We start from the raw sequence: 22,922 nt of genomic DNA, 5'->3' as shown, positions 1-22,922 counted from the left end.
ACGCCCGCGCGCCAAAGGTTAATTGCAGAAAATCAACGCCAAGCGTGGATCGTGCCGCTGTCGTCCAGGATGTAGAGTGTGCCACCCGCAACAACCGGAGGCAGACTCACCGGCTCTTTCAACTCGGTGAACATCTGCGCGGAGCCTTCGCCCGTGCTCAGTTTCCAGACCTGCCCACGAGAGCTGGCTACCCAAAGGTGATTGCCGGCCAGAACGGGACCGGTCCAGAAGATCGGGCCTTCTTTGTCCTTTTCGTCTTTCCAGCGTTGCAGCTGCGTGATCCAGCGAACACGGCCGCTTGAACGAGCGATTGCCAGCATCCGCGCATCGTCGGTCAGAGTGAAAATCCACTCACCCGCGATGGCCGGTGTGGAGATACCAGCAAGGTTGAGTTCCCAGACACGCTGTCCAGTGAGCAGCTCATATGCGGCCATTCGGCCACCCTGCCCCAACGCATAAACGCGGCCGGAATCGATGATCGGATCGGCATCGATATCAGTGAGCGAGCTAACCTGTGTCGAGATATTGGTGCGCGCCAAGGCATCAGCCCAAAGCGAGCGACCATTTTCGTAGCGATAAGCAGTCAGCTCACCACTCGAATAGCCTGCAATCACGGTGCCCTGACCAGCTGCAGGGGCCGCAACGCCAAAGACGCCAGACTGCGTGGCCGAACCCGACTCATCCCACACCGGCTCACCATTTGCGGCGCTAAGCGCAAGGATTTGGTTATCCTGCGTCATCACATAAACTTGGCCAAAGGCGATGGTTGGCGAACCGCGCAGCGGGCCTGCGGGTTTCGTCTTCCAGATGATTTCGCCTGTTTCGGCGTTGATGGCTTTTGCCTCGCCCACGCCGTTGGTCGCGTAAAGACGACCATTGTCGTAGCTGACGCCGCCGCCAAAAGCGGATGGGCGCATATCGTCGCTCATTTCCGCATCAGATGACCACATGCGTGCGCCGGACGTCTTATCGAAGGCGTGGATCGTCCCGTCAGAGCCGACCGCGAACAACTTGTTGCCACCAATCACGGGTGCTGCGCCAAGACGGACGCGATCAGTCGATCCAGCGATGCTCGCTGTCCAAGCCTTGGTCGGGTTTTCGGGAAGCGACAAATGGCCGTATGACTTGCTCGCCGATCCACCAACTTGAGCCCACTCCGGGTTCGCTACCGCTGGAGGCAGGACCACGGAGACACCAGCCAGAGCCGGGTCAACCGTCGTTCCGCTTTCGATACGTGACAGGATAGGCATCCGCTCGCCAACTGTGGGCGTTGTCCGCTTGTTATCGTCGCCCGAACAACCGGTAACCAATGCTGCAAGAGCACCGGCAATCAGTGCGGAATGTTTCGCAGAAATTCGCATTCGTAAGTATCCGTCCAAATTATCTCGGAAGTCTAGCCAACCAAAAGTTGCCAGGACATTTACTGATCCTGTGCACCATCCGTGCCGGCTTCCTCACCATTCCCCTCCGGTGAGGTCACTCCCTCGTCTTCGAGCAATTGATCGACATCTTCAATCGCATCGACCCCCAATAGGCCCGCCATCTGCCGCGATCGGGTGCGCAGTGTGTCTGGCAGGTCTTCATCTTTCGCCATGGACGAAAACAGCGCCCCGGCCTTATCTTTATCACCCGCTTCAAGGTGCGCGATGGCAACCAATTCCCCCGCGCTTCCGAAGAACGCGTTTCCTGGAACAGCCAAATCCTTCAGGCGAGCGATGATGTCCTCTGGCTTGCGATCATCATAGTTGGTGGTGACTTCACGGATACGGGCCATATCACGCATCGCTGCGGGCGCCTCCTCGTCATCAGCAATCTGTTTGTAGAGAGCAACCGCATCATCAAAGCGCTCTTGCTCCAAAGCGGCACCTGCCAAGATAAACCGCGCCGAAGTGCGAGCACCCGGCGTGTCGGACTCAGTCATATTGCCAAGTTCTTCGATCGCCGCGTCGAAATCGCGTTGCTGGGTGGCATCGAGTGATTTGACGATGGCTTCAGACTCGCTCTCCAAAGCCCCTTCCTGAGAAGGTACCCAATAGAGCAGATAGAAGCCTAAAGCGGCGAGAAAAACAGCGAGAGCTCCGCCAATGGGGAGGCCATATTTCTTCGCGAACTCCTCAGCGTCATCCTTGCGGACCGCTTCGTCGATTTCGCGCATTGCGATTTCATCTTCTGCGGACAGTTTAGGAGCGTCTTCGTTTTCGCCGTTCTTGTTCGGATCAGTCGGGGTAAGAGCCACGGAGCTCGGTTCCTCATCAAATGGGTCTGTTGGCGGTGCTTTAGGCAGGTGAGCGCGCTTCCGCAATGCCATGCAAGCAAGGTGGCAATGCTGTCCCTTAAAAATCGCGCCCTAACGCGCCAGAATACAGCTTGCGATAGTGCTCAACCATAGTGCCTTCATCAAACAGCTCGCGTGCACGGGCCTTGTTCGCAGCTCCCAGTTCGGCCCGCAATTCCGGATCTGACACCAGTTTGCTGAGGACCTCTCCAAGAGCGGAAGTGTCTCCGGCTGGAGCGATCAGTCCCTGATTGGGTTCTGAGACCATATCGCGAATGTCTCCGACGTCGGGTGCGGCCACGGGCAGTCCAGCTGCCATCGCTTCCACGACGGAGAGCGGGAATTGCTCCGATGCCGAAGACAGAGCGAAAATGTCGAACAGACCGACGACCTGTGACGGGTCTGTGACCGCACCTGGCATATGCACACGGTGCGAAAGGTGAAGCGAGTCAGCGACGTTTGCGATGGTTTCACGTTCCGGGCCATCACCCACCAGAACAAGCTGACAGTTTTCGGGCAGTTTCGAGACTGCGATGACCAGCTCATCAAGCTGCTTCACTGCTCGAAATCCGGCCAGCGTGCCAATCCAAAGCTCGCCTTTCCGTTTGATCACACGCAGCGTGCTCGGGTTCGGTTTCTTGGCAAATGCATTGGTGTCGATCCCGTTCGGTATGCGCATGATCTTATCATGTGGCTGACCCCAAACACTGTGAGCAATCGTCTCCAATCGCATGCTGGGAACGACCAACGCTGACGCACGCCTGAGAGCCGCACGGCGGAACACATTGCGGCGCAGTTTTAGTTCGCTGGCTTCGTCCTCGTTAAAGCCATCCTCGTGATGGATCAGCGGCGGAAGATCCATGTTTTTGGCGAACATCGTATGCGCCATCACGACATCCATCGCGCCCCAGTTATACGTCAGGATCAAGTCGTAAGGCTTTAAAGCCTTGGCAATTTCCGCAAGCCTTCCTGGTGTTGGGAGCCCCTGAAGTGAGGGGAACTTGCGCGGATAGGTCACTTTGACCGCTTTGTTCAGATGCTGATGCGCTCCGTATTGACCGGGCACAGCAGAGACCACGCTGTGCCGCAACGTACGGCCAAACGCGTTCATCAACTGCACGGCACGCAGCTCTTTTCCGCCGGCGGCAAAAGTCGAATGGCAATGGAGGATGCGCGGCGCGTTTTCGGGCAAGTCTTCGTTATTTGACGCCGCCTTTTTGGAGGCACGCTTCTTCACGCCCATCTTGGGTGCGCTTCGGGTGCTCATTTCACGGACCCCAGCAAAGCATCAATTGCGTCGCGTGCTTCCGGCTCATCCAGCGTGGGCGCATGCCCCACCCGTGTTATCGTGACCGCGCGCATTGCGGGGTTGCGCGCCGCCATCTGCACAACGGTCGCTTCGCTCAAAAGATCGGACAATTCCCCGCGAAGAAGCACCATCGGCACATCACGCAACGCTTCGAAAGCCAGCCAGAGGTTGTCGGGGGCAGCATTGCCCGGCTTTGAGAAAGGTTCGGCAATCGCCATGTCGTAGTCGTAGCTGACACGGCCATTCTTGTTCACCACCAGCGTCCGCTTGGCCATTTCCAGCCATTGATCGAGATCGTAGTCGGGAAAAGCAGCGCTGTGCACATTCTTTAGTGATCGCGCGGCATGCAGCCACGTTGGATAGTTTTTACCTTGCCCGACATAGCCGGAAATCCGCGCAACACCCGAAGTCTCAACTTCGGGGCCGATATCGTTCAACACACATGCAATGATCCGACCCGGTTTAGCTGCGGCAAGCATCATGGTCATCAGTCCGCCCATCGAAGTTCCGATGGAGATAAACTGCTCGATCCCCTCCTCGGCCAGAAGCTTCTCGACATCCGCGACATAGACCAGTGGGTTATAGGTGTCGGAATCGGGCGCGTAATCGCTCATCCCGCGTCCACGCATTTCGGGCACGATTACGCGGTGCGTCTTGCATAAGTGGTCGGCGAGATCGGCGAAATCGCGTGAATTGCGCGTTAGGCCGTGCATGCACAACACCGGCGGGCCGTCATAGCCCTCCGGCCCCGCATAATCGCGAAAGTGGAGGTTTAGCCCGTCGCTGCTGGTCCAGCTTCGGTCTGTGTAATTCGTACCCATGCGAGGCAGTGTTCCCCTGATCTAACTGGCCACCGGTTGAACCGCGCGCCGCTTACCCCCAATATCGCTGCATGAGCGCTGAACCGCAACCTGCTGATTATCAGCCAGACCCCGCTATCGAAACTTTGGCTGATTGGCTGGGTTCGCCCGTCCAATCCGCCGACTTTCCTGAGACCAAAATCCGCTTTCGCAATGATCGCGCGGCGGCAAGTGTCGGACTTTCGGGGTTGAATGACGAAGAATGGGCCAGACATTTCGGCCGGTTTGAACCGTTGGAGGGCAACCTGCCCCAACCCCTCGCGCTCAAATATCACGGCCATCAGTTCCGCGTGTATAATCCGGAAATCGGCGACGGTCGTGGATTCCTGTTTGCGCAAATGCGCGATCGCGACGGTCGCCTCATGGATCTTGGCACCAAGGGTTCGGGTAAAACGCCGTTCAGTCGCAGCGGCGATGGACGTCTCACCTTGAAAGGCGCGGTGCGGGAAATTCTCGCTACCGAATTTCTCGAGGCGCTCGGCGTCAACACCTCCAAGACCTTTTCCGTCATCGAAACCGGCGAAGCGCTGGAACGCAATGACGAGCCTTCGCCCGCACGCTCTGCAGTTATGGTGCGGCTGAGCCATTCGCATATCCGCATAGGCACCTTCCAGCGCCTGCTCGCGCATGAAGAAAGCGAGCAAATGGAAGCGCTGATTGCCTATTGCCTCGAACAGTTCCCGGGTCCGATGCCGCCGAAGGATGCACCCGCACGCGATGAGCCCGCGGTGATCCTGATGCACCAGGTCGTCGAGCGAATGGCCGATCTGGCGGCGAGTTACATGGCCGCTGGCTTCGTCCACGGCGTGCTTAACACCGACAATATGAATATTACGGGCGAGAGCTTTGATTACGGCCCTTGGCGCTGGCTGCCCGCCTGGGAGCCGGGCTTCACCGCCGCGTATTTCGATCATCAAGGGCTTTACGCGTTCGGCCGCCAGCCCGAAGCGATACACTGGAATTGCGGGCAATTGGCTGTCGCGCTGAGACTGTTGGCAGACAGCGAGCCTCTGATTGCCGCGCTGAATCGATTCGGTCCGCTATACATGGAAGCCATCGCGCGCCGCTGGTGCTGGAGGCTTGGCGTGGAACAACGCGGTATCGAAGCCGATACCGCGCTGGTTGCAGCCTGTGAAAAAGAAATGCGCGAGACCAAGACCCAACCCGATGCATTCTTTTTCAATCATCGCGGCGGCAAGGAGACAGAGGGCGAATTGTGCGCGGCCTTTGAGGAATACTCAGCCGTCGAAAGCACCCACGACTACTGGACCGACGACGCACCGCAAAGCATGGTAATTGAAGAGGTTGAAGCTATTTGGGATCGCATCGATCGCGATGATGATTGGTCCGCTCTGGAACAGAAAGTTTCTGATTTGCGCCGAATGGCAGAGGCTCTCGGTCCGCCGCCCATTTCGCGGGGCCACGCTCAATCCCCGATGAATGGTTAAGATCGAATATGTAAAATCGTCCTAACCGCTTTGCTTTTTTGCAAGACCATGCTTACCGGCTCATGCAGTTCAGCTATTGGCCTCGATTGTGACAACGACCACTAAAGAAACGACCCTGATTTCTTACGCACCGGCAACGGGCGAAGAATTGTGGCGTGGTGAGCCAGGGAATGTCAGCGAAGCAGTAAGCAGGGCCCGCCGGGCTTGGACTGATTGGGCCGCTCGCCCGCTTGCCAATCGTATCGAACTCATGCGTCGTTTTGCCAACGAGGTGCGCAAATGCGCAGATGAAATGGCGGAACTGATCGCGAAAGAGGTAGGCAAGCCTCTTTGGGAGGCGCGCACCGAAGTCGATGCGGTCGTCAACAAAGTCGATATTTCGGTCAACGCCTATGCCGAACGCACCGGTAAGAAGCGCCTCGACAGCGCGTTACAAGGCACGGCTTCAGTACGCCACAAACCGCATGGCGTGATGGCTGTGCTTGGCCCGTACAACTTTCCCGCACACTTGCCGAACGGCCACATGGTTCCCGCGCTGATCGCCGGCAATGCAGTGCTTTTCAAACCATCGGAAAAAGCCCCTGCGGTCGGCGAGATGCTTGTTCGCTGCATGCACAAGGCGGGTATTGACGAAAATGTGGTTCAGCTGGTGCTGGGCGGTCCCGAAGAAGGCAAAGAGCTGGTCGCGCACCCCGGTGTCGACGGAGTGCTTTTCACCGGTTCAGCGCAAGCGGGTATTGCGATCAACCGCAAGCTGGCCGCTAATCCGGGCAAGATCGTCGCGCTGGAGATGGGTGGCAACAACCCGATTGTTGTGATCGACACACCGAAGCTCGCCGATGCTGCAACTCTGATCGTGCAAAGTGCCTTCACCACAGCGGGCCAACGTTGCACCGCCGCTCGGCGCCTGATCGTTCTGGAACACCTCTATCAGCCGCTCATGGATGAGCTGATCCCACTGACCCGTAAGCTGTTGATCGGCGATCCCATGGATGAGCCACAGCCGTTTATGGGTCCTGTGATCGACAACGACACGGCAGAACGTCTGGGCGAAAGCTTTCTCGCATTGGTTACTGCTGGCGGTAAGGCTTTGAGCCATCTGCGGCGCACCCAACCCGACAAGCCTTTCTTAACGCCGGGCATAATTGACACGACAAGTATAGCGGATCGGCCCGACATCGAGCTTTTCGGACCGGTTCTTCAAGTGATCCGTGTTCCTGACCTTGATGCTGCCATTACAGAAGCGAACAACACCCGATTCGGTCTGTCGGCGTCGTTGATTGGCGGTTCACCAGAAGATTATGGGCGCTTCTGGGCCAATATCCGTGCAGGCATTATCAACTGGAACCGCCCGACCAATGGTGCATCGTCCAGCGCACCATTCGGCGGGATCGGACTGTCCGGCAATCATCGCCCGGCGGCATATTATGCAGCGGATTATTGCGCCTATCCAGTGGCCAGCACCGAGATGGAGCAACCGCGCGCCAATATCGGCGTAGGCCTCAAAGACTAAACGTCAGCGACGCCAGTAAACCAGATCAACCGCGCTAGTGCCGCCCTGACCGGGCCGCGCGTAGACCTTGAAATGTTGGCTGCCACGGTTCGCGATCAGGATTTCTTCTGGCTTGCTAAACCGGTTGATGGTCATTCCGGCACGTGCGGCACGGGTAAAGTGGTACCGCAGAACGTCTTCGGTCGCGGCGGGAGTTACATAGCGCACGATCCGGATGTTGCATCCGTCCGTCTCTGCACCCGCCGCCTGCATCGCCATGCCGTGCGGCATGATTCGCGCAGGGTCGGGCATGCGCGACGCCCAGACCAAGCCTTCATTGATGGTGCTTGCGCAGCGTGCAGGTGCGCCAGTGACAGCGATAATATCTTGTGCTGTCATGCCCAGCGCGAGCGGCTCACCCTGCGATGCCTGTGACGCCACCGGCAATTCGTTGATCGATCCTCCCACCAGCAATTCTCGGCGTGCTGCCTCAAGTGCGGCTTCTGCGCTCTCGGTGGTAGACATATGCGGTGGCAGGGCATGGTCGTAACGGATGGTCAGCGCTGCATTGGCCTGATTGCGATATGCGAGATCAGGATCCACCATGATAGGATCGTTGAGCGCGCGCGCCAGAAGCGGATCCGAAGTGTCGGCGATTGTGCCATACTCACCATCCACCACAACATCGTCGCACGACCCAAGCGCCAAAGCACCGATCACAGCCAAGAATGCAGCACGAATTCGCATAGCGGGGGCCATAGGCTGCGCTTGGTTAATATTACGCTTTCGCAGTGAAACAATTCTTATGGGCGGAGAAAGCGAAAACGCCCCCATACCGTTTCCGGCATGAGAGCGCTCTCCGCGGCTGGTGGATGCCGCGCCTAGGCCATTGGTGGGAATGACCCAAGGTCGTGCGGGAGAACAGCAGCGTGGTGGTGGTGGATGCCACGGCCCTCCCGAATCTGTTGTTCATCTATAGGAGGGACTGGCTGAACGCGGTCGCATCGGAGGTGAAAGCGGGCATTCATCAAGGTTGCGAGTTGTATCCGGCCACGTGCTTGCACCGCGATGGCGGGCACATTACGTGGCAAAGCCTATGATAGATCCCGCCGCCTCATCTCCCGCCGCGGCGGAGAGCCAGCCATCCGGCCTGCCCGCCGCGCTTGGCGCCTATCTGATCTGGGGCATTCTTCCGCTTTATCTGTTGCTGGTGACAAGCGTCCCGCCGTTCGAATTTGTCGGCTGGCGGATTATTTGGACCTTGCCGTTCTGCCTTTTGATTATCGCGCTTCGAAAGCAGTTCCCGGAGCTGAAGCGCGCTTTGGCGAACAAGCGGACTATGCTGGCGCTATTCGCCAGCGCGACACTGATCGCGATCAACTGGTTCGTGTACATTTGGGCGATCATGCAGAACCAAGTCTATGCGGCGAGCCTTGGCTATTATCTGAACCCGCTGTTGAACGTGCTTCTAGGAACAGTCCTGCTGGGTGAGCGGCTGTCCAGATGGCAGTGGTTGGCGGTCGCGATTGCTTTCTCGGCGGTCGCATTGCTAGCGGCCGGCGCGCTGACGACGCTCTGGATTAGCCTCAGCCTCGCTTTCAGCTTTGGCCTTTATGGTATTGTTCGAAAACAAGTTGATGTTGGATCACTCCCCGGCCTTACCATCGAAAGCGCGATCTTACTTCTTCCCGCGAGCGCAATTGTGGCGTGGTATGCGATGAGCCCAGCGGGTCCTGCATTCGGCGATGACCTGTTCCTGAGTGCGGTGATTGCCTTCTCTGGCGTGGTCACTGCTGTTCCGCTCCTGCTCTTTGCAATTGCCGCGCGGAGGATGAATTACTCGACACTCGGCTTCATTCAGTACCTCGCGCCTACGATCGTCTTTCTGCTAGGCCTGACCGTGTTTGGCGAAGATTTGAAACCTGCCCAGCTGGGCAGTTTTATTCTGATTTGGACAGCAGTCGCAATTTTCATAGCCGACCTATGGACCCGCACCCGCCGCGCGAAAGCCGCTGCCTAACCGACGAATTTCCAGCCGATAGTACCACCGCCGTGCCAAGGTACGATGGTGGCGCCCGCCAATACTAATTCGTCAGGCACCAGCACCTCGGCGCGCTCTAGCGTAACGCTCTCTTTATTGACCGGCAGACCGTAAAAGGTCGGGCCATTGAGCGAGGCAAAGGCTTCGAAATGCTCGAGCGCACCTTCTTCATCGAACACGGTGAGGTAGCTCTCGAGCGCATAAGGGGCGCCAAAGATCCCTGCACATCCGCACGCACTTTCTTTGTCTCCGCGCAGATGTGGTGCGCTATCAGTGCCGAGGAAAAACTTAGGCGAACCCGAAGTCGCCGCCCTACGTAGCGCCAGTCGGTGCGTCTCGCGCTTGGCGACGGGGAGGCAGTAATTGTGCGGCTGAATCCCGCCGACTAGCATGGCGTTTCGGTTGATATGTAGGTGCTGCGGCGTGATCGTCGCGGCAACATTCTCTCCCGCCTGTTCAACAAACGCGACCGCATCAGCTGTCGTAATATGTTCAAACACGACTTTAAGCTTCGGGAAATTCACGACAATCCCGCGCATGTGGCGCTCGATGAATTCTGCTTCGCGGTCAAACACATCGACATCGTGATCGGTCACCTCGCCATGGATACAAAGGACGATTCCTTCGACCTCCATCCGCTCCAGCACGGGAAAGATCTTCTCAACATCGCTGACGCCCGACGCCGAATTGGTGGTGGCGTTAGCCGGATAGAGCTTTGCGGCAGTGAACACGCCCTCGCTTGCACCCCGCGCCAGATCATCCGGGTCGGTGGTGTCGGTAAGGTAGCATGTCATCAGCGGGGTGAAGTCCACTCCCGCCGGCACTGCCGCCAGAATTCGCTCGCGATAGGCGGCGGCCAGCGCAGTCGTGGTCACCGGCGGTGTAAGGTTAGGCATCACAATCGCACGGGCGAACTGCCGCGCTGTGTACGGCACCACGCCGCGCATGATGTCTCCATCGCGGAAATGCAGGTGCCAGTCATCGGGTCGGCGGATTGTGATCGTATCGCTCATGGCTTGTCCCCTAGTCCGGCCTGACCACTCTTTCCAGTGGGCTTCGACACAGCTACGGCGAATGCCATGCCAACTATCGGATTTCTCGCCTGCGAAACCACTTTACCCGGGGCAGGACAGCGGCGTAGCGATGCTTTTGAGCATGACAATATGGTCAACGCGCTAGAGCCAGCCTTTGCCAATCACAGCTTCGACATGAAAGTGATCGACTGGGAGACGCCGCTCGAAGCTTTTGATGGGATTGATCTCGTTCTACTGGGCACGGCGTGGAACTATCAGGACAAGGACACCGAATTCCTCGCCAAGCTGGAAGTGCTTCGGGAAAGCGGGATAACGGTCTGCAACGATCCTGATCTGGTGTTGTGGAACTCCTCGAAGACCTATCTTCGCGAGCTGGAAGAGGCGGGCGCGCGGATCATTCCCACCTTGTGGCACGCCGATGTAGGCCGATCGGAGTTGGACGAGGCGTTCTACTATTTCGGATGCGAGAAACTGGTGGTGAAACGCCAGATCGGTGCGGGCGCCCTGGGTCAGGAATTGATCGAGAAAGACGATTTGCCCGACGAAGATTGGCGCTTCGGCCATGCTGCAATGCTGCAACCGTTTCTGCCGGCAATTGCCACGGAAGGCGAATTGAGTTTCATCTTCATCGATGGCGAGTTGAGCCACACACTGCGCAAGAGTGCTGCGGATGGCGAATACCGAATCCAATCCATGTATGGCGGCACCGAAAAGGCCCACGAGCCAAGTGCAGACGAGGTCGATGAGGCCACGGCGATCCTCGACAACCTACCCTTCGACACTCCGCTCTATGCCCGCATCGATATGCTGCGCAGCGAACGCGGCGCATTGCTGCTTATGGAAGCGGAGATGATCGAACCCTATCTCTATCCCGAACAGGGTCCGCAGCTAGGTCAGCGGCTCGCTGAGAGTATAGCGAAGAGATTGAAGCAACAATGACCGCCAAGCATCTCGAACACAGGGCAATTGTCCGTCTAAAACCACTTGATCCAGCCGAGGATGTCCGCGCGTTTTTGCAAGGTTTGGTCACCAATGATGTGTCGGGTGACCTACCAGTCTACGCCGCGCTTCTCTCTGCCCAGGGCAAGTGCATGTTCGATTTTCTCGTTTGGGATGGCGGGAACGGAAGCGTGCTGATCGATTGCGAGGCGGAGGTCGCAGATGATCTAGCAAAGCGCCTCTCGCTTTATCGCCTGCGTCGCAAGATCGAAATTGGCCGCGACGAGACGCTAGCCACCGCTTGGTCGTTGGAGGCTTTCGAAGACGCGGTCGCAGACCCGCGATTTGCCAAGCTTGGGTACAGAGCCGTCGTGTCAGTCGATGCTCAAGAAGACGCGAGCCCCGCCTATCACGCCCACCGTCTTGCCTTAGGGGTGCCCGAGGGCAGCGCAGAAATGGGCGATATCCTTTGGCTGGAAACCAACGCGGTCGAGTTGAACGGCGTGAGCTTCGAGAAAGGCTGCTACGTCGGACAGGAAAACACCGCGCGGATGAACTGGCGCCAGAAGGTCAATCGCCGCTTGGTGGTGGTGCCGCTAAGCCAATCGAACGCAAAACGGCGAAAGGCCGCTTATCCCGAGTTCGATCTGGCCGTCGATCATCTGCGTGTTGCTGACCTCGATCAGTCGACGCTACCTGAATGGCAGCGCGCGGCCATCTCCGAGTAATCAGCCGTAGTGCTTGGCCATTGATGCTTCGAGGTTCTGCTGCGCGCGTTCGCGAGCAGTGTCGCGCGGCAACCCAAGTGATTTCGCCAGTGCCGCGCCCATCAGGGCGTCTCCCAAGGCGAGAAGGACAAGGCTCAGCGTGTCTTTATGCACGTGCATTTCATCACCGCCATGTCCGGCTTCTTCGGGTGCGATTTCATCGACCAGCTCGTGAATGGTGGTGATGATCGGATTGAGAGCGTCCTCGTTGCCCGTCAGCAGCATCCAGCTTGTCAGCGCACCAGCACCTTCACGATCGAAAGCGTCAAAGGCCATATCCACTACCTCACGCGCTGACCCGAGACCTGCACGGCTCGCATGGACAGCGTCGATGATCGAATCGCACACCGTCGTTGCCAAGTGCCCGGCCAGAGCCTTTTGTAGGCCCGAAGCCGAACCGAAATGGTGCAGCAGGTTGGCGTGGGTACGCCCTATCCGTGAGGCCACGGCTTTAAGCGTTACCGATTGTGGTCCGGCCTCAATCAGAAGGCCACGCGCAGCTTCCAAAGCGGCCAAACGCGATTCTTCTGGACTTAGTCTTTTGCGGTCTTTCATTACGTCAAAGGACTAAGCCTTTGCAGCGTGTTGGACAAGCGCCAGCTCAGGCTGCGCGTTGCGCAAACACACCTTCGGCATCGATCAAGCGGCTGAATTCCACTGTGTCGGCATCTTCACCGCGAGCGCAGCTGTGACGAGCCAGGACGCGACCGGTGGGCTCAAAGCCCAGCTTCTCAAGCACTCGGCCCGATGCGGGATTGTCCACAAAGTGGGAAGCGACGACTTCGCGATAGCCAAGCGTGCGGGCTATGCGCAGAACCGCCTCGCCTGCCTCGGTTGCAAAGCCCTGCCCCCAAAACGAGCGCGCGATCCAATAACCCATTTCCACCGCAAAGGTATTGGGGCGTTCATCATCGCTCAACGGGTCTATACCGATACAGCCGACGACCTGCGCATCTTCGGCGCGGGTGACAAGGAAACGCGGGAAGGCAGGCTCAACCGGCAGCTTTGTGAAGGCACGTGCGTCATCTTCACCATAGGGCCACGGAGCGCGTGCAAGATTGCGCACGATCGCAGGATCGGCGATCCCGGCAAGGACGCCCCGCCAGTCTTCCGGCCAGATCGGTCTTAACAGCAAGCGTTCGCTGCGATGAAACACGGGTTTTCTCCCTCTCGACGCGCCGCCTAGTGACCGCGCATGACAAATTCGTTGCCGCGAAATGTTATTCCACGGCATTTCGAGGGAGAAACGAGAAGAGGGAGACGGCTCCCCCGGCATTCGGGGTGGCCCTTCTCCCTCTACGCTGCCGGTTGGTGTCTCCGGCTAGGACCGCCCCGTTGGACGATCCTTTTCTTGAACCGTCCGGTTATTCGGCTGCTTCCGCAATCATGTCTACCGACACGAATTTGCGGCCGAGTTTGCCTTTGTGGAATCGCACCACGCCGTCTCCGAGTGCGAAGAGGGTGTGATCCTTGCCCATGCCGACATTGGTGCCCGGATAGAATTTGGTGCCGCGCTGACGCACGATGATGTTGCCGCCGACCACGTCTTGGCCACCGAACTTTTTCACTCCAAGGCGACGACCGACTGAGTCGCGACCGTTGCGTGATGAACCGCCTGCTTTTTTATGTGCCATGGTTCGCTATCCCTTATTTCTTGTCAGCGGCTTTTTTGGCCGGAGCCTTTTTCGCCGGTGCTTTCTTTGCGGCTGGCTTCTTTGCAGCGGCAGCTTTCGGAGCTGCTTTCTTGGCAGGAGCCTTCTTGGCTTCGGTTTCAGCCTTGGGAGCCGCTTCCTTCTTAGGAGCAGCTTTCTTGGCCGGAGCCTTCTTGCCAGCACCCACGTCAGTGATGCGCAGCAGCGTCATCTGCTGACGGTGGCCAGCTTTACGGCGATAGTTGTGGCGACGACGCTTCTTGAAAACGACGACCTTCTCACTCTTCGCCTGAGCGATGATTTCTGCCGAAACGGTCACTTTCGAAGCGTCGGCAATCGAATCGCCTTCGCCTGCGAGAAGGACGTCACCCAACGTGACAGTGTCGCCCGCTTCACCAGCGAGTTTCTCAACGGCAATCTTGTCTCCGGCGGCAACTCGGTACTGCTTGCCGCCCGTGCGCACTACTGCGAACATGGCTTTATACTCTCAATCTTGGCTTTGTCCGGGCGCCTGATTCTACCCATGCAGACCGGACAGCTGTGCGGCGCCGCAACGATGCAGCGCCGGAAAGAAGCGTGCCGTTAAGGGAAACAGCGCGGCAAGTCAACGCAAAGGTCCGCAGAAAATACGACAATTGCGGCTCTTGAGATCGCTTTGCCATAGGCTGGCAACGTGCTAATTCAGAAGCAGATCATGAAACCTCCCTATTCCAAGATTTGCGCCGCTTCGGTATGCGCCTTGCTCATCGCCGCATGTGCCGGCAACAGCGGGAAGTACCCATCACTCGCCGTCCGCGATGTCGAGCGAGTGAGTGGCGAGTATTCTGCCGGTCCAGCCGTGGAGCCGGTCGCCCTTACGATTCGGGACAACAGCCCGGACAAAAGCGTCACAACACTTGTCGCGGAGGCTAAGGCATCAAATGGCGCATTCCTTTCTCGCACGCCCAGCGTGCGTCGTCTTGTGTCGGGAGCGCGTGGCAGCGGACTCGGCAGCGATGCCCGTGGCAATGCGCTTATTGCGCTTGCTGACCTGACCTCTCTGCGTAGCCAGACAGAACTGGTGCTCGCTGACCTCGATATCCTTATTGCCGAGCGGACTAACCGGCTTGAACCGGCCGATGATGCGCAAGCGGCTCATGCCGAAGTTTTGCAGCTCGTCACCGAGCAAGATCAGACGCTTTCGAGCTTGTGGGGCATCCTTGGACGATGAACCTTCAATGCGCCTCTTGCCCGGTCAAAGACAGCGCCGCGTGCTCGGTCCTCGATGAGGAGGAGCGTGAAGCCCTTGCCGCGGCGGGTCGGACAAGGAGCCTTAAACGCGGAGAAATGTTGTTCGCGGCGGGGGACGAAAAAGCGGCTTGCGCAACACTGATATCAGGGGCCCTCAAGGTCTCCGCAATCGATGCCGATGGCAATGAGCAGATCCTATCGCTGGTTCATCCGGCTGGCTTTGTAGGCGAGCTGTTCGCGCCTTTTGCCCATCACGATGTTGTCGCCCTGACCGAAAGCAAGCTTTGCACCTTTGCCAAAGGTAATATCGAGCGTGCGCTGGATGATTATCCAGCCCTCGCCCGCGCGTTATTGCGCCGTAGCCAAGAAGATTTGCTTGCCACGCGTAGTCTTTTGGAATTGACCGGCCACTTCAGCGCGGAGGCACGCCTGGCCGCGCTGTTACATGATTTCGGATCTGCAGCCAGCCATTCGCCTTGTCATCTTGTAAGCGAATTTGATCTGCCGCTGACGCGCGGTGAGATCGCCAATATGCTCGGCCTGACGATTGAGACAGTCAGCCGCAAAATGGGCGAGCTAGAAGATATCGGAGCGATCAAGCGCAAAGGAAAACGCGGGATCGAGATTATCGACCCCGCGCTCCTACAGGATATTTCCGGAAGACCTGGGACTGGCCCTCTCGAAAACCCCTAAAGCTCTTCAGACCAGCACTGCAATGATGGCAGCGGCCAATCCCCAAAAGAGAATCAAGACTGGCAGGATCAGCACCTGAACCGCTGCATCGCGCGGAGCGCATCGTCCGGTGTTGGTCATAATGCCGTCATTCTGAAATTTACCGGCAGTCATCGGTACGCTCTCGTTTGCGTCCAACGCATTGCTCTTAAGCTTCACCCAGATAGTCGGCACACCGAACGCCGCCACAATGAACAGCGCGAAGATCACCATCGGGATGACCAGAACGGGATTGCCAAACGCCGCCGCCATGATCGCGATGAAGCCGAGATAAAGACCCGCTGTCGCAGCATAGAGAGCAGTCGGAAGCTCAAAATTGCGATCGACCTCAACCTGATGGCGCGCGGCTTGTGGGGCCTCGACGACACGTGCGTCGCCGCGAGCGATGATATCGTGAACCTGTTTGCTCATGCGTGTTCTCCTTCGTTGGGAGGAGAATTAGAGCAGCGGTCGGCGCGCTTCCTTGATCTGCATCAAATTGAGTGGATCTTGCGGGATTTTTCGCGCCAGCGGGCGAGGTCAGCGTAGTCTTCAGCGCGCGGTTCGATCCAATGCCAAGCGCCAGCGCGCTTCTCGCGCTTCCAGAACCACGCTGCGCTTTTGAGATGGTCCATGCAAAAGTCGACAGCCTCAATCGCCCCGCGGCGGTGCTGCGCGGCGGCAGCCACGCACACTATGGGTTCACCGGGTAGCATATGGCCAACTCGGTGAATGATCGTGATCGATTCAAGATCAAACCGGACGCAAGCCTCACCGCCAATGTCTTCCATGCCACTCAGCGTAAGCGGCTCGTAGTACGAGAGCTCAAGCGCCTCGACTTCACCATCGGTTCGAACGATCCCGGTGAAGCTTGCCACTCCGCCGACCCTTGACACGGATCGCGAGGTCTCTTGGATTGCCTCGCTGGGATTGAATGGCTCTTCGACCAATCGAATGAGTTCATAATACATCGAGCTTCAACCGCCAGAGACAGGAGGCAGGAGCGCCACTTCTTCACCATCCGCTGCTTTGAGCGCAGTCTTGTCCGCTAATACCTTACCTGCACAGGCGACATTGGCCCGTTCTTGCTGAAGTTGTTCGGCGATTTCGGGGCCAACCGCTTTGAGTAACCCTTGCCAATAAAGCGGACCATCAACCGCACGCGATTGTTCGCCCGCCATGTCGCGCAAGGGACCTAGAAAGAGGATTGTTACGGACACTGGATCTACCCCCCGTCATCGACATATGGCGCGGCTGAGCCGGCTCCGCGCCGCGCTCATCCATGCGGAAATGGTGCCGCTCGGGTTTGATCCGCATGGCCTGATCAAGCGCGCGAGCAAGATTCGCCTCAGGCTCATCTGACCGCAGCGCCGAGCGCAGATCGACCCGTTCACTGCCTCCAAGGCACGGATAAAGCTGCCCCGTCGCGGTCACCCGCAGCCGATTGCAACCTGCGCAGAAATTGTTGGTCAGAGGAGTGATGAAGCCTAGCCGACCGCCTGTCTCAGCGACTTCGACATAACGTGCTGGTCCGCCTGTGGTCGTGGCGGAGTCTGTGAGAGCCCAGCGCTGCTCCAACCCGTCACGAACCGCGCTCAAAGGCAAAAAGTGATCAAGCCGGTCTTCATCCACATCACCCAGCGGCATGACCTCGATCAGTGTCACGTCATGCCCTCGCGCATGCGCCCATGCGATCAGATCCGGCAATTCATGCTCGTTGATGCCCTTTAGCGCGACCGCGTTGAGTTTGACCTTCAACCCGGCCTCTTTCGCCGCAGCAATTCCCTCAAGCACCTGCCGTAAGGCATCGCGCCGCGTAAGCCTCGCAAAGGTCTCGTGGTCCAGCGTATCGAGCGAGATGTTGACCCGCTTCACGCCCGCTTTCGCCAGTGCATCGGCTTTGTCGGCAAGCTGTGTCGCATTGGTGGTGAGGGTGAGCTCCTCGAGTCCCTTGCCCAATTGCCGACCAAGCGCGGTGAACAGGTCTATGATATCGCGCCGGACGAGTGGCTCGCCGCCCGTCACACGTATTTTTGTGACGCCGCGCGCGATAAAGCCGAGCGCAAGATCATGCAGTTCTTCGAGAGTCAGCACCTCTTTCTTCGGCAGAAACTGCATCCGCTCGGGCATGCAATAAGTGCAGCGCAGGTCGCAGCGATCCGTAACTGACAGGCGCAGGTAGGTGATGCGGCGTTGAAACGCGTCAATCAAGGGCGCAGCAGAATCACTCATGCGCGGCAAGATACTGTCCCGTAACGCCGGGCGCACCTTCAAGATATGCGAGGATGGCATCGCGCTCTGCACCTGCCACACCTCCAACCACATTCACACGCTTTGGAGTGTACGCTCGAGCAAGATCGCCCGCGAGTGTGCGTCGCCAGTCATCATGGTCGGGACCAGCGATAGGCAAAACGATCGCCAACGCCTCATTGGCGCCCTGATCGAGCAGTTCAGCCGCCTCATTGATGTGCTTGTCATAGAAGGTCCGGCTCGCTGACAAGCTGTCAGTTGGAAAGTCGTGAATGGTCAGGACCGCCTGCACCACCTACTCCGCCGGACGCTCGCGGTGCAGCGTAATGCCAATCTTCTCACCTGCTTCGGCGATCGCCAGTTTAATGATTTTGACCGACACCGCCCGCACCCTTTTGTCCTGCACGAACAGCGTTTCGCAAATATGATCGGCCACCGCCTCGATCAGTTTGAAGTGCACGCCTTCAGGCAGGCCCTCGGACATAGCAAACTTGATATCCATGTAGTTTTTGCTGGCATCGAGCGGTGTATCAGCACCGTAATGATCCGCTACATCGTAGCGAACCTGCGTTGTCATACGCAGCGGCTGTGGCTTGCCGGTTTCCTCCGAGTATATGCCTGTCAGGACATCAACTTCGAGATCGGCAACTTCGAGGATAAGCGAATCGGATTGAGTCATGGTCATTTGCGAGCACGTTTAGCTCACATTGCTCCACCGTGCGAAGATGGCTGTGGGAAGGAGGCGCGCGCCCTCACCTTCTTCGCGCACGGCCAAATCGCCGAATTCGATTGTGCCGGGCAGGTGGGCCAACTTCTCCCGGAGAAGAGCGGCGATGGAAAGTGCGCTCATGCGTACGGCGTAGACTGTGAGAAACAGAAACCGACTATCGGCATCAAGCAATTGTGAGCAATCACCGATCAGGCCGGGTAGTCCTTCTTCCAAGCGCCATGTTTCGTTCTTCGGTCCGCGGCCAAACTTGGGCGGGTCGAGGATGATCCCGTCATAGCGGTTTTCACGGCGCACCTCGCGTCCGGCGAATTTGGCGGCGTCGTCGACGAGCCAACGGATCGGGCGGTCTTGCATGCCAGACAGCATCGCATTCTCGCGTGCCTGTGCCACCGATTTCTTTGACGCGTCGACATGGGTGACACGTCCGTGTCCACTTAACGCCAGCGAACCGAGGCCGGTATAGCCGAACATGTTCATCGTCTCGGCGTCGTCTCGATCACCCAACTGCGCGCGCATCCAATCCCAAACCGGAGCCATATCCGGAAAGAACTGCAGGTGACGGAACGGCGTTGGCAGCGCGTTGAAGCGCACTTCGTTCCACGCCAATTCCCACCCATCAGTCGGCACTTCCCGATTGAACACCCAGCGCCCGCCGCCATCCTCGTCCGAACCCGGCACGAATTCACCATCGGCGTCCCAGTCATCACGGCGCGGCTGCCACAGGGCCTGCGGCTCAGGGCGAATGAAGGAATAGGGGCCGAACGCCTCCCATTTGCGCCCTGCCCCGCTGTCGAGCAGGCGATAGGCATCCCAGCCTTCGCACTCCATCACCAACGGTTGAGGGGTCAGCGTCGCCATCAGCGGACCGCTTTTTCCAACACGAAGTCGCGGGTTGCTTCGTAATCGCCGCTCAACTCGGTGAAGAATTCCTCGCGCCCAAACAGATCGCCCACACGGGTTGGAAGCGAAGGCCGTACACCAACCGCGCGTTCAACCGCATCGCGAAATTTGGCCGGGTGCGCGGTGGCTAGCGTCACCAACGGCGTCGAAGGATCAACCCCGCCATTCGCGATCAAGTCACGCGATGCACCTAGACCTACGGCGGTGTGCGGATCGATGATCTCGCCGCTCGCTCGGTGGGCCCATTGCATCGTCTGAGAGGTCTCTTCCTGGCAGACGCTGCCGCTGCGGAACAGCGCCTTCATTCCGTTACGCTGGGCATTGGTCAATTGCATCGCCTTCGCATCGGCAAAGCCGGCCATCTGCGCTGCCATCGCCGCACCATCACGCCCGCCGACATCGAACAGCAGGCGTTCGAAGTTCGAGCTCACCTGAATATCCATCGATGGGGTGATCGTGGGCGTCACGCCGCTCGCTGAATAGTCGCCGTTCTGGATGGCGCGATCGAGGATGTCGTTGACGTTGGTTGCAACCAGAAGGGTCTCGATCGGCAGGCCCATTTGCGCCGCGACATAACCTGCGAATACATCGCCGAAATTGCCGGTGGGAACACTGTACGCAATCTTGCGATCCGGCGCGCCAAGCTGGAGCGCGGAATAAAAGTAATAGACCACCTGCGCCATCAACCGCGCCCAGTTGATCGAGTTGACCGCGCCGAGGTTTAACGCGCTGGTCACACCCTCATCCGCGAACATCCGCTTCACATGCGCTTGTGCGTCGTCAAAGCTGCCCTCGATGGCGATGTTGTGAACGTTGGGCGCGCGGACGGTGGTCATCTGGCGGCGTTGAACGTCGCTCACCTTGCCCTTGGGGTGGAGCATGAAAATCTCTACCCGCTCAAGCCCTGTAACTCCGCGGATCGCTGCCGAACCAGTATCGCCACTCGTCGCACCGATAATGGTCAGCCGTTCATCGCGGCGCTCAAGGAAAGTGTGAAACAGCCGCCCGAGCATTTGCAGCGCCACATCTTTGAAGGCGAGCGTGGGGCCGTGGAACAATTCTAGCAGCCAGTTCTGCTCGTCGAGCTGAACCAGCGGAGTGACCGCTGCATGGCTGAATTCGCTGCGATAGACAGAGTTGCACAGACTCGTCAGCTCATCCTCGGTCAGGCTGTCGCCGACGAACGGGCGCATGACCTCAACCGCCACCTCGGCATAGTGCCACCCGCGCATGGCGCGAATCTGATCCTCGGTGAAACGCGGCCATTCGCGCGGCAGGTAAAGGCCGCCATCAGAGGCGAGGCCAGCGAGCGTAGCCCCTTCAAAATCGAGCGTAGGCGCGGAGCCACGGGTGGAGATGTATTCCATTGTGCGAGTGCGAATAGCGGCGCGTGCCACGCGGGGCAAGCAAGCGGTTTTTGACGGTGGATTAGCCGCGCTTGCGCATCCGCGAGCGGACCGCAAATCCGTAGATCAATAGGGCGGTCAGCGCGAAGAAAAACCACTGTCCGGCATAGGCGAGGTGGTTGTTAGGCAGATCCTTCGGATCGGGACTGGCCAACGGTTGCAGATCGGCAACTGGCGGATCAGCGACAAGGCGCGGTCCTTCGGCAATGACCCCGGCGACTGCACCGCCAGACCATTCAGGCGTTGCAGGTGTTCGGGCAAAACCAAGATCGACGAAGTACGCCGCCTCGCTATTTGGGCTGGAGCAAGTGGCTCGTAGAACCCATCCTTTTGTCCCCTTTGCCGAAGTGCCGGCTTTAGCCTCTATCCCCTGGACTCGAACACAATCGACCTCGCTACGACGAAACCATTTTTGGCGATCATCACCAGACACGGGAAACGCAACAGCTGTTTCATCTGCAAGAGCGATCTCGGCCTGCGCAATCAGCTCCGCTTTCTCATCAGCCCGCCCCAACTGCCAGAAGCCGAGCCAGACCATCACACCCGCTGCCGCGATGACGATAATGGTAGGGATGATCGGTATGCGATTCACTCATCTTGCTCCTGAACGATCTCATACTGGCGATACAGCAAAGCCGTCTTGAGCAGCCTCAAAACACCGATAACGACACCGACCGTCACCGGTGCCCATACCAGGGCTTGCAGCCACAAAGGTGGGCGAAAGTTAATCTCGATTGCGAGCGCAATGGCGATCAGCACCGCCGCGACCAGTATCGTCACCGGTCCGGCAAGCCGCCCTCCCCGCTCAAGTTCGGCGAGCTTTAGCCCGCAATTGTCGCATTGAAAGGCGAAACGCGCTGGCCCTTCAAACAGGGTCTTCGCTCCGCACCGGGGGCATAAACCGGAAAGGGCAGCCGAGAAGATCCTCGGCTGCCCCTTAATTTCCGTCGGACCTTGGTCCTGATGCATCAGTGGAATTCAGCGCCCCAACCGCCCCAGATGTAGACGGCGATGAAGAGGAACAGCCACACAACGTCAACGAAGTGCCAGTACCACGCTGCCGCTTCGAAACCGAAGTGCTGGCGCGGAGTGAAGTGGCCTTTGTAAGCGCGGAACAGGCACACGGCGAGGAAGATCGTTCCGATCAGAACGTGGAAGCCGTGGAAGCCGGTCGCCATGTAGAACGCCGAGGAATAAGTGTTCTGGCCAAAGTTGAACGGCGCAACACTATATTCGTAAGCTTGGATAGCGCTGAACAGTACGCCCAGAGCAATGGTCGCCCAAAGGCCCTGTTTCAGGCCTTCACGATCACCGTGGATCAGCGCGTGGTGCGCCCAGGTTACGGTGGTGCCCGAGCACAGCAGGATCAGCGTGTTAAGCAGCGGGAGGCTGAACGGGTTCAGCACTTCCATGCCGGTCGGAACCAAAGTGCCGAGGCCCGCAGTGTTATCGCCAATGAATGCGTTGGTTGTCACCTGTTCGGCAGTACCAGCGGCTTCAACACTTAACGGTGCGGGGAACAGAGCAAAGTCAAAGAAGCTCCAGAACCAGCCCACGAAGAACATCACCTCGGATGCGATGAACAGGATCATGCCATAACGCATATGCAGCTGGACCACTGGCGTGTGATCCCCTCGCTGGGCCTCGATGACGACGTTGCGGAACCAGAAGAAGAAGGTAGCCAGAAGGCCGGCAAGACCGAGATACATGATGATCGATCCGGCAGAGCCGAACATTTCATGCATGTTGAAAACTAGGCCTGTGGTGAAGGTCACTGCCGACATAGAGCCGATCAGCGGCCAGATATCCGGCTCTAGAATGTGATAATCGTGGTTTACCTTACCGCCCATAATCTTGGTTCCCGTACCTTCGGATGGT

The 22,922-nt window shown here is 58.3% G+C and carries 28 protein-coding genes; 7 read left to right on the top strand and 21 right to left on the bottom strand.

The window, feature by feature from the left end:
- Window positions 1–32 precede the first annotated feature (32 nt).
- The 4 genes from AC0V6K_RS11860 to AC0V6K_RS11845 form a co-directional block, all read right to left on the bottom strand.
- Window positions 33–1,361, bottom strand: a complete 1,329-nt coding sequence (locus tag AC0V6K_RS11860) for a PQQ-binding-like beta-propeller repeat protein (protein WP_472622491.1) — start codon at window positions 1,359–1,361, stop codon at window positions 33–35.
- Between the two features lie 59 nt (window positions 1,362–1,420).
- Entirely contained in the window at window positions 1,421–2,236 is an 816-nt protein-coding gene (locus tag AC0V6K_RS11855; protein ID WP_472622489.1) for a tetratricopeptide repeat protein, read from the bottom strand.
- Window positions 2,237–2,333: 97 nt separating this feature from the next.
- Window positions 2,334–3,542: a glycosyltransferase family 4 protein gene (locus AC0V6K_RS11850; RefSeq protein WP_472622487.1), complete on the bottom strand. Its 1,209-nt coding sequence runs from the start codon at window positions 3,540–3,542 to the stop codon at window positions 2,334–2,336.
- Window positions 3,539–4,405, bottom strand: a complete 867-nt coding sequence (locus tag AC0V6K_RS11845; protein ID WP_472622485.1) for an alpha/beta fold hydrolase — start codon at window positions 4,403–4,405, stop codon at window positions 3,539–3,541. The genes AC0V6K_RS11850 and AC0V6K_RS11845 overlap by 4 nt, the downstream gene beginning before the upstream one ends.
- A 71-nt stretch (window positions 4,406–4,476) precedes the next feature.
- Between AC0V6K_RS11845 and AC0V6K_RS11840 the strand changes: the two genes are divergently transcribed.
- Together AC0V6K_RS11840 and astD are read left to right on the top strand one after the other, a co-directional pair.
- Window positions 4,477–5,892, top strand: coding sequence for a protein adenylyltransferase SelO family protein (locus tag AC0V6K_RS11840; RefSeq protein ID WP_472622483.1), 1,416 nt, complete (start codon window positions 4,477–4,479; stop codon window positions 5,890–5,892).
- Between the two features lie 88 nt (window positions 5,893–5,980).
- Window positions 5,981–7,405, top strand: coding sequence for a succinylglutamate-semialdehyde dehydrogenase (gene astD, locus AC0V6K_RS11835; RefSeq protein ID WP_472622481.1), 1,425 nt, complete (start codon window positions 5,981–5,983; stop codon window positions 7,403–7,405).
- 3 nt (window positions 7,406–7,408) lie between these two features.
- Here astD and AC0V6K_RS11830 read toward each other — a convergent pair whose 3' ends face one another.
- Window positions 7,409–8,131: a hypothetical protein gene (locus AC0V6K_RS11830; RefSeq protein WP_472622479.1), complete on the bottom strand. Its 723-nt coding sequence runs from the start codon at window positions 8,129–8,131 to the stop codon at window positions 7,409–7,411.
- A gap of 349 nt (window positions 8,132–8,480) precedes the next feature.
- Here AC0V6K_RS11830 and rarD point away from each other — a divergent pair, with 349 nt between their 5' ends.
- Window positions 8,481–9,404, top strand: coding sequence for an EamA family transporter RarD (gene rarD / locus AC0V6K_RS11825; RefSeq protein WP_472622477.1), 924 nt, complete (start codon window positions 8,481–8,483; stop codon window positions 9,402–9,404).
- On the opposite strand, the gene pyrC is transcribed toward rarD, so the two are convergent.
- Window positions 9,401–10,438: a dihydroorotase gene (pyrC, locus tag AC0V6K_RS11820; protein ID WP_472622475.1), complete on the bottom strand. Its 1,038-nt coding sequence runs from the start codon at window positions 10,436–10,438 to the stop codon at window positions 9,401–9,403. The genes rarD and pyrC overlap by 4 nt on opposite strands.
- A 66-nt stretch (window positions 10,439–10,504) precedes the next feature.
- On the opposite strand from pyrC, the gene AC0V6K_RS11815 reads away from it, so the two are divergent.
- Window positions 10,505–11,398: an ATP-grasp domain-containing protein gene (locus tag AC0V6K_RS11815; RefSeq protein WP_472622473.1), complete on the top strand. Its 894-nt coding sequence runs from the start codon at window positions 10,505–10,507 to the stop codon at window positions 11,396–11,398.
- Window positions 11,395–12,126: a CAF17-like 4Fe-4S cluster assembly/insertion protein YgfZ gene (ygfZ, locus tag AC0V6K_RS11810; protein WP_472622471.1), complete on the top strand. Its 732-nt coding sequence runs from the start codon at window positions 11,395–11,397 to the stop codon at window positions 12,124–12,126. The genes AC0V6K_RS11815 and ygfZ overlap by 4 nt, the downstream gene beginning before the upstream one ends.
- Here ygfZ and AC0V6K_RS11805 read toward each other — a convergent pair whose 3' ends face one another.
- The 4 genes from AC0V6K_RS11805 to rplU all read right to left on the bottom strand — a co-directional run bounded on the left by AC0V6K_RS11805 (window position 12,127) and on the right by rplU (window position 14,292).
- Window positions 12,127–12,720 carry a TetR/AcrR family transcriptional regulator gene (locus tag AC0V6K_RS11805; protein WP_472622469.1) on the bottom strand — a complete coding sequence of 198 codons (594 nt, stop codon included), beginning with the start codon at window positions 12,718–12,720 and terminating at the stop codon, window positions 12,127–12,129.
- Window positions 12,721–12,766: 46 nt separating this feature from the next.
- Window positions 12,767–13,321: a GNAT family N-acetyltransferase gene (locus tag AC0V6K_RS11800; protein ID WP_472622467.1), complete on the bottom strand. Its 555-nt coding sequence runs from the start codon at window positions 13,319–13,321 to the stop codon at window positions 12,767–12,769.
- Between the two features lie 208 nt (window positions 13,322–13,529).
- Window positions 13,530–13,799, bottom strand: a complete 270-nt coding sequence (gene rpmA, locus AC0V6K_RS11795) for a 50S ribosomal protein L27 (RefSeq protein ID WP_472622465.1) — start codon at window positions 13,797–13,799, stop codon at window positions 13,530–13,532.
- Window positions 13,800–13,812: 13 nt separating this feature from the next.
- Window positions 13,813–14,292, bottom strand: a complete 480-nt coding sequence (rplU, locus tag AC0V6K_RS11790; protein ID WP_472622463.1) for a 50S ribosomal protein L21 — start codon at window positions 14,290–14,292, stop codon at window positions 13,813–13,815.
- A gap of 219 nt (window positions 14,293–14,511) precedes the next feature.
- On the opposite strand from rplU, the gene AC0V6K_RS11785 reads away from it, so the two are divergent.
- Window positions 14,512–15,027, top strand: a complete 516-nt coding sequence (locus tag AC0V6K_RS11785) for a hypothetical protein (protein WP_472622461.1) — start codon at window positions 14,512–14,514, stop codon at window positions 15,025–15,027.
- Entirely contained in the window at window positions 15,024–15,740 is a 717-nt protein-coding gene (locus AC0V6K_RS11780; protein ID WP_472622459.1) for a Crp/Fnr family transcriptional regulator, read from the top strand. The genes AC0V6K_RS11785 and AC0V6K_RS11780 overlap by 4 nt, the downstream gene beginning before the upstream one ends.
- Window positions 15,741–15,746: 6 nt before the next feature.
- On the opposite strand, the gene AC0V6K_RS11775 is transcribed toward AC0V6K_RS11780, so the two are convergent.
- The 11 genes from AC0V6K_RS11775 to AC0V6K_RS11725 form a co-directional block, all read right to left on the bottom strand.
- Window positions 15,747–16,190, bottom strand: coding sequence for a hypothetical protein (locus tag AC0V6K_RS11775; protein ID WP_472622457.1), 444 nt, complete (start codon window positions 16,188–16,190; stop codon window positions 15,747–15,749).
- 62 nt (window positions 16,191–16,252) lie between these two features.
- Window positions 16,253–16,729 (bottom strand): molybdenum cofactor biosynthesis protein MoaE, encoded by a 477-nt coding sequence (locus AC0V6K_RS11770; protein WP_472622455.1) that lies wholly within the window; start codon window positions 16,727–16,729, stop codon window positions 16,253–16,255.
- 6 nt (window positions 16,730–16,735) lie between these two features.
- On the bottom strand, window positions 16,736–16,939 hold the full coding sequence (locus AC0V6K_RS11765; RefSeq protein ID WP_472622453.1) for a MoaD/ThiS family protein: 204 nt from the start codon (window positions 16,937–16,939) through the stop codon (window positions 16,736–16,738).
- Window positions 16,911–17,990, bottom strand: a complete 1,080-nt coding sequence (gene moaA, locus AC0V6K_RS11760) for a GTP 3',8-cyclase MoaA (RefSeq protein ID WP_472622451.1) — start codon at window positions 17,988–17,990, stop codon at window positions 16,911–16,913. The genes AC0V6K_RS11765 and moaA overlap by 29 nt, the downstream gene beginning before the upstream one ends.
- On the bottom strand, window positions 17,983–18,303 hold the full coding sequence (locus tag AC0V6K_RS11755; protein ID WP_486172645.1) for a Rossmann fold domain-containing protein: 321 nt from the start codon (window positions 18,301–18,303) through the stop codon (window positions 17,983–17,985). The genes moaA and AC0V6K_RS11755 overlap by 8 nt, the downstream gene beginning before the upstream one ends.
- Window positions 18,304–18,687: a dihydroneopterin aldolase gene (locus tag AC0V6K_RS11750; protein WP_472622447.1), complete on the bottom strand. Its 384-nt coding sequence runs from the start codon at window positions 18,685–18,687 to the stop codon at window positions 18,304–18,306. It abuts the gene before it with no gap.
- 18 nt (window positions 18,688–18,705) lie between these two features.
- Entirely contained in the window at window positions 18,706–19,596 is an 891-nt protein-coding gene (locus AC0V6K_RS11745; RefSeq protein ID WP_472622445.1) for a class I SAM-dependent methyltransferase, read from the bottom strand.
- Complete coding sequence (gene thrC, locus AC0V6K_RS11740; RefSeq protein WP_472622443.1) at window positions 19,596–21,005, bottom strand: threonine synthase; 1,410 nt, start codon at window positions 21,003–21,005, stop codon at window positions 19,596–19,598. The genes AC0V6K_RS11745 and thrC overlap by 1 nt, the downstream gene beginning before the upstream one ends.
- A gap of 61 nt (window positions 21,006–21,066) precedes the next feature.
- A complete protein-coding gene (locus tag AC0V6K_RS11735) occupies window positions 21,067–21,636 on the bottom strand; it encodes an SURF1 family cytochrome oxidase biogenesis protein (RefSeq protein WP_472622441.1) in 570 nt (189 codons plus the stop codon).
- Entirely contained in the window at window positions 21,633–22,013 is a 381-nt protein-coding gene (locus tag AC0V6K_RS11730) for a DUF983 domain-containing protein (RefSeq protein ID WP_472622439.1), read from the bottom strand. The genes AC0V6K_RS11735 and AC0V6K_RS11730 overlap by 4 nt, the downstream gene beginning before the upstream one ends.
- Window positions 22,013–22,894 (bottom strand): cytochrome c oxidase subunit 3, encoded by an 882-nt coding sequence (locus AC0V6K_RS11725; protein ID WP_472622437.1) that lies wholly within the window; start codon window positions 22,892–22,894, stop codon window positions 22,013–22,015. Before AC0V6K_RS11725 ends, AC0V6K_RS11730 begins: the two co-directional genes overlap by 1 nt.
- Between the last annotated feature and the right edge of the window lie 28 nt (window positions 22,895–22,922).

This window comes from Erythrobacter sp. S43 (genome assembly GCF_057364955.1).
Note: the sequence above shows the minus strand (reverse complement) of the source record. Positions and strands in the feature narration are given on the sequence as shown.

Bases quoted from the DNA above. Each gene is read 5' to 3' on its own strand.
- AC0V6K_RS11860 (WP_472622491.1), bottom strand. From the start codon at position 1,361: ATGCGAATTTCTGCGAAACATTCCGCACTGATTGCCGGTGCTCTTGCA.
- AC0V6K_RS11730 (WP_472622439.1), bottom strand. From the start codon at position 22,013: ATGCATCAGGACCAAGGTCCGACGGAAATTAAGGGGCAGCCGAGGATC.
- rarD (WP_472622477.1), top strand. From the start codon at position 8,481: ATGATAGATCCCGCCGCCTCATCTCCCGCCGCGGCGGAGAGCCAGCCA.
- rpmA (WP_472622465.1), bottom strand. From the start codon at position 13,799: ATGGCACATAAAAAAGCAGGCGGTTCATCACGCAACGGTCGCGACTCA.
- AC0V6K_RS11745 (WP_472622445.1), bottom strand. From the start codon at position 19,596: ATGGCGACGCTGACCCCTCAACCGTTGGTGATGGAGTGCGAAGGCTGG.
- AC0V6K_RS11750 (WP_472622447.1), bottom strand. From the start codon at position 18,687: ATGACTCAATCCGATTCGCTTATCCTCGAAGTTGCCGATCTCGAAGTT.
- rplU (WP_472622463.1), bottom strand. From the start codon at position 14,292: ATGTTCGCAGTAGTGCGCACGGGCGGCAAGCAGTACCGAGTTGCCGCC.
- AC0V6K_RS11725 (WP_472622437.1), bottom strand. From the start codon at position 22,894: ATGGGCGGTAAGGTAAACCACGATTATCACATTCTAGAGCCGGATATC.
- AC0V6K_RS11765 (WP_472622453.1), bottom strand. From the start codon at position 16,939: ATGGCGGGCGAACAATCGCGTGCGGTTGATGGTCCGCTTTATTGGCAA.
- AC0V6K_RS11850 (WP_472622487.1), bottom strand. From the start codon at position 3,542: ATGAGCACCCGAAGCGCACCCAAGATGGGCGTGAAGAAGCGTGCCTCC.
- moaA (WP_472622451.1), bottom strand. From the start codon at position 17,990: ATGAGTGATTCTGCTGCGCCCTTGATTGACGCGTTTCAACGCCGCATC.
- AC0V6K_RS11815 (WP_472622473.1), top strand. From the start codon at position 10,505: ATGCCAACTATCGGATTTCTCGCCTGCGAAACCACTTTACCCGGGGCA.
- AC0V6K_RS11840 (WP_472622483.1), top strand. From the start codon at position 4,477: ATGAGCGCTGAACCGCAACCTGCTGATTATCAGCCAGACCCCGCTATC.
- AC0V6K_RS11830 (WP_472622479.1), bottom strand. From the start codon at position 8,131: ATGCGAATTCGTGCTGCATTCTTGGCTGTGATCGGTGCTTTGGCGCTT.
- thrC (WP_472622443.1), bottom strand. From the start codon at position 21,005: ATGGAATACATCTCCACCCGTGGCTCCGCGCCTACGCTCGATTTTGAA.
- AC0V6K_RS11775 (WP_472622457.1), bottom strand. From the start codon at position 16,190: ATGAGCAAACAGGTTCACGATATCATCGCTCGCGGCGACGCACGTGTC.
- AC0V6K_RS11770 (WP_472622455.1), bottom strand. From the start codon at position 16,729: ATGTATTATGAACTCATTCGATTGGTCGAAGAGCCATTCAATCCCAGC.
- AC0V6K_RS11780 (WP_472622459.1), top strand. From the start codon at position 15,024: ATGAACCTTCAATGCGCCTCTTGCCCGGTCAAAGACAGCGCCGCGTGC.
- AC0V6K_RS11805 (WP_472622469.1), bottom strand. From the start codon at position 12,720: ATGAAAGACCGCAAAAGACTAAGTCCAGAAGAATCGCGTTTGGCCGCT.
- ygfZ (WP_472622471.1), top strand. From the start codon at position 11,395: ATGACCGCCAAGCATCTCGAACACAGGGCAATTGTCCGTCTAAAACCA.
- AC0V6K_RS11785 (WP_472622461.1), top strand. From the start codon at position 14,512: ATGAAACCTCCCTATTCCAAGATTTGCGCCGCTTCGGTATGCGCCTTG.
- pyrC (WP_472622475.1), bottom strand. From the start codon at position 10,438: ATGAGCGATACGATCACAATCCGCCGACCCGATGACTGGCACCTGCAT.
- AC0V6K_RS11845 (WP_472622485.1), bottom strand. From the start codon at position 4,405: ATGGGTACGAATTACACAGACCGAAGCTGGACCAGCAGCGACGGGCTA.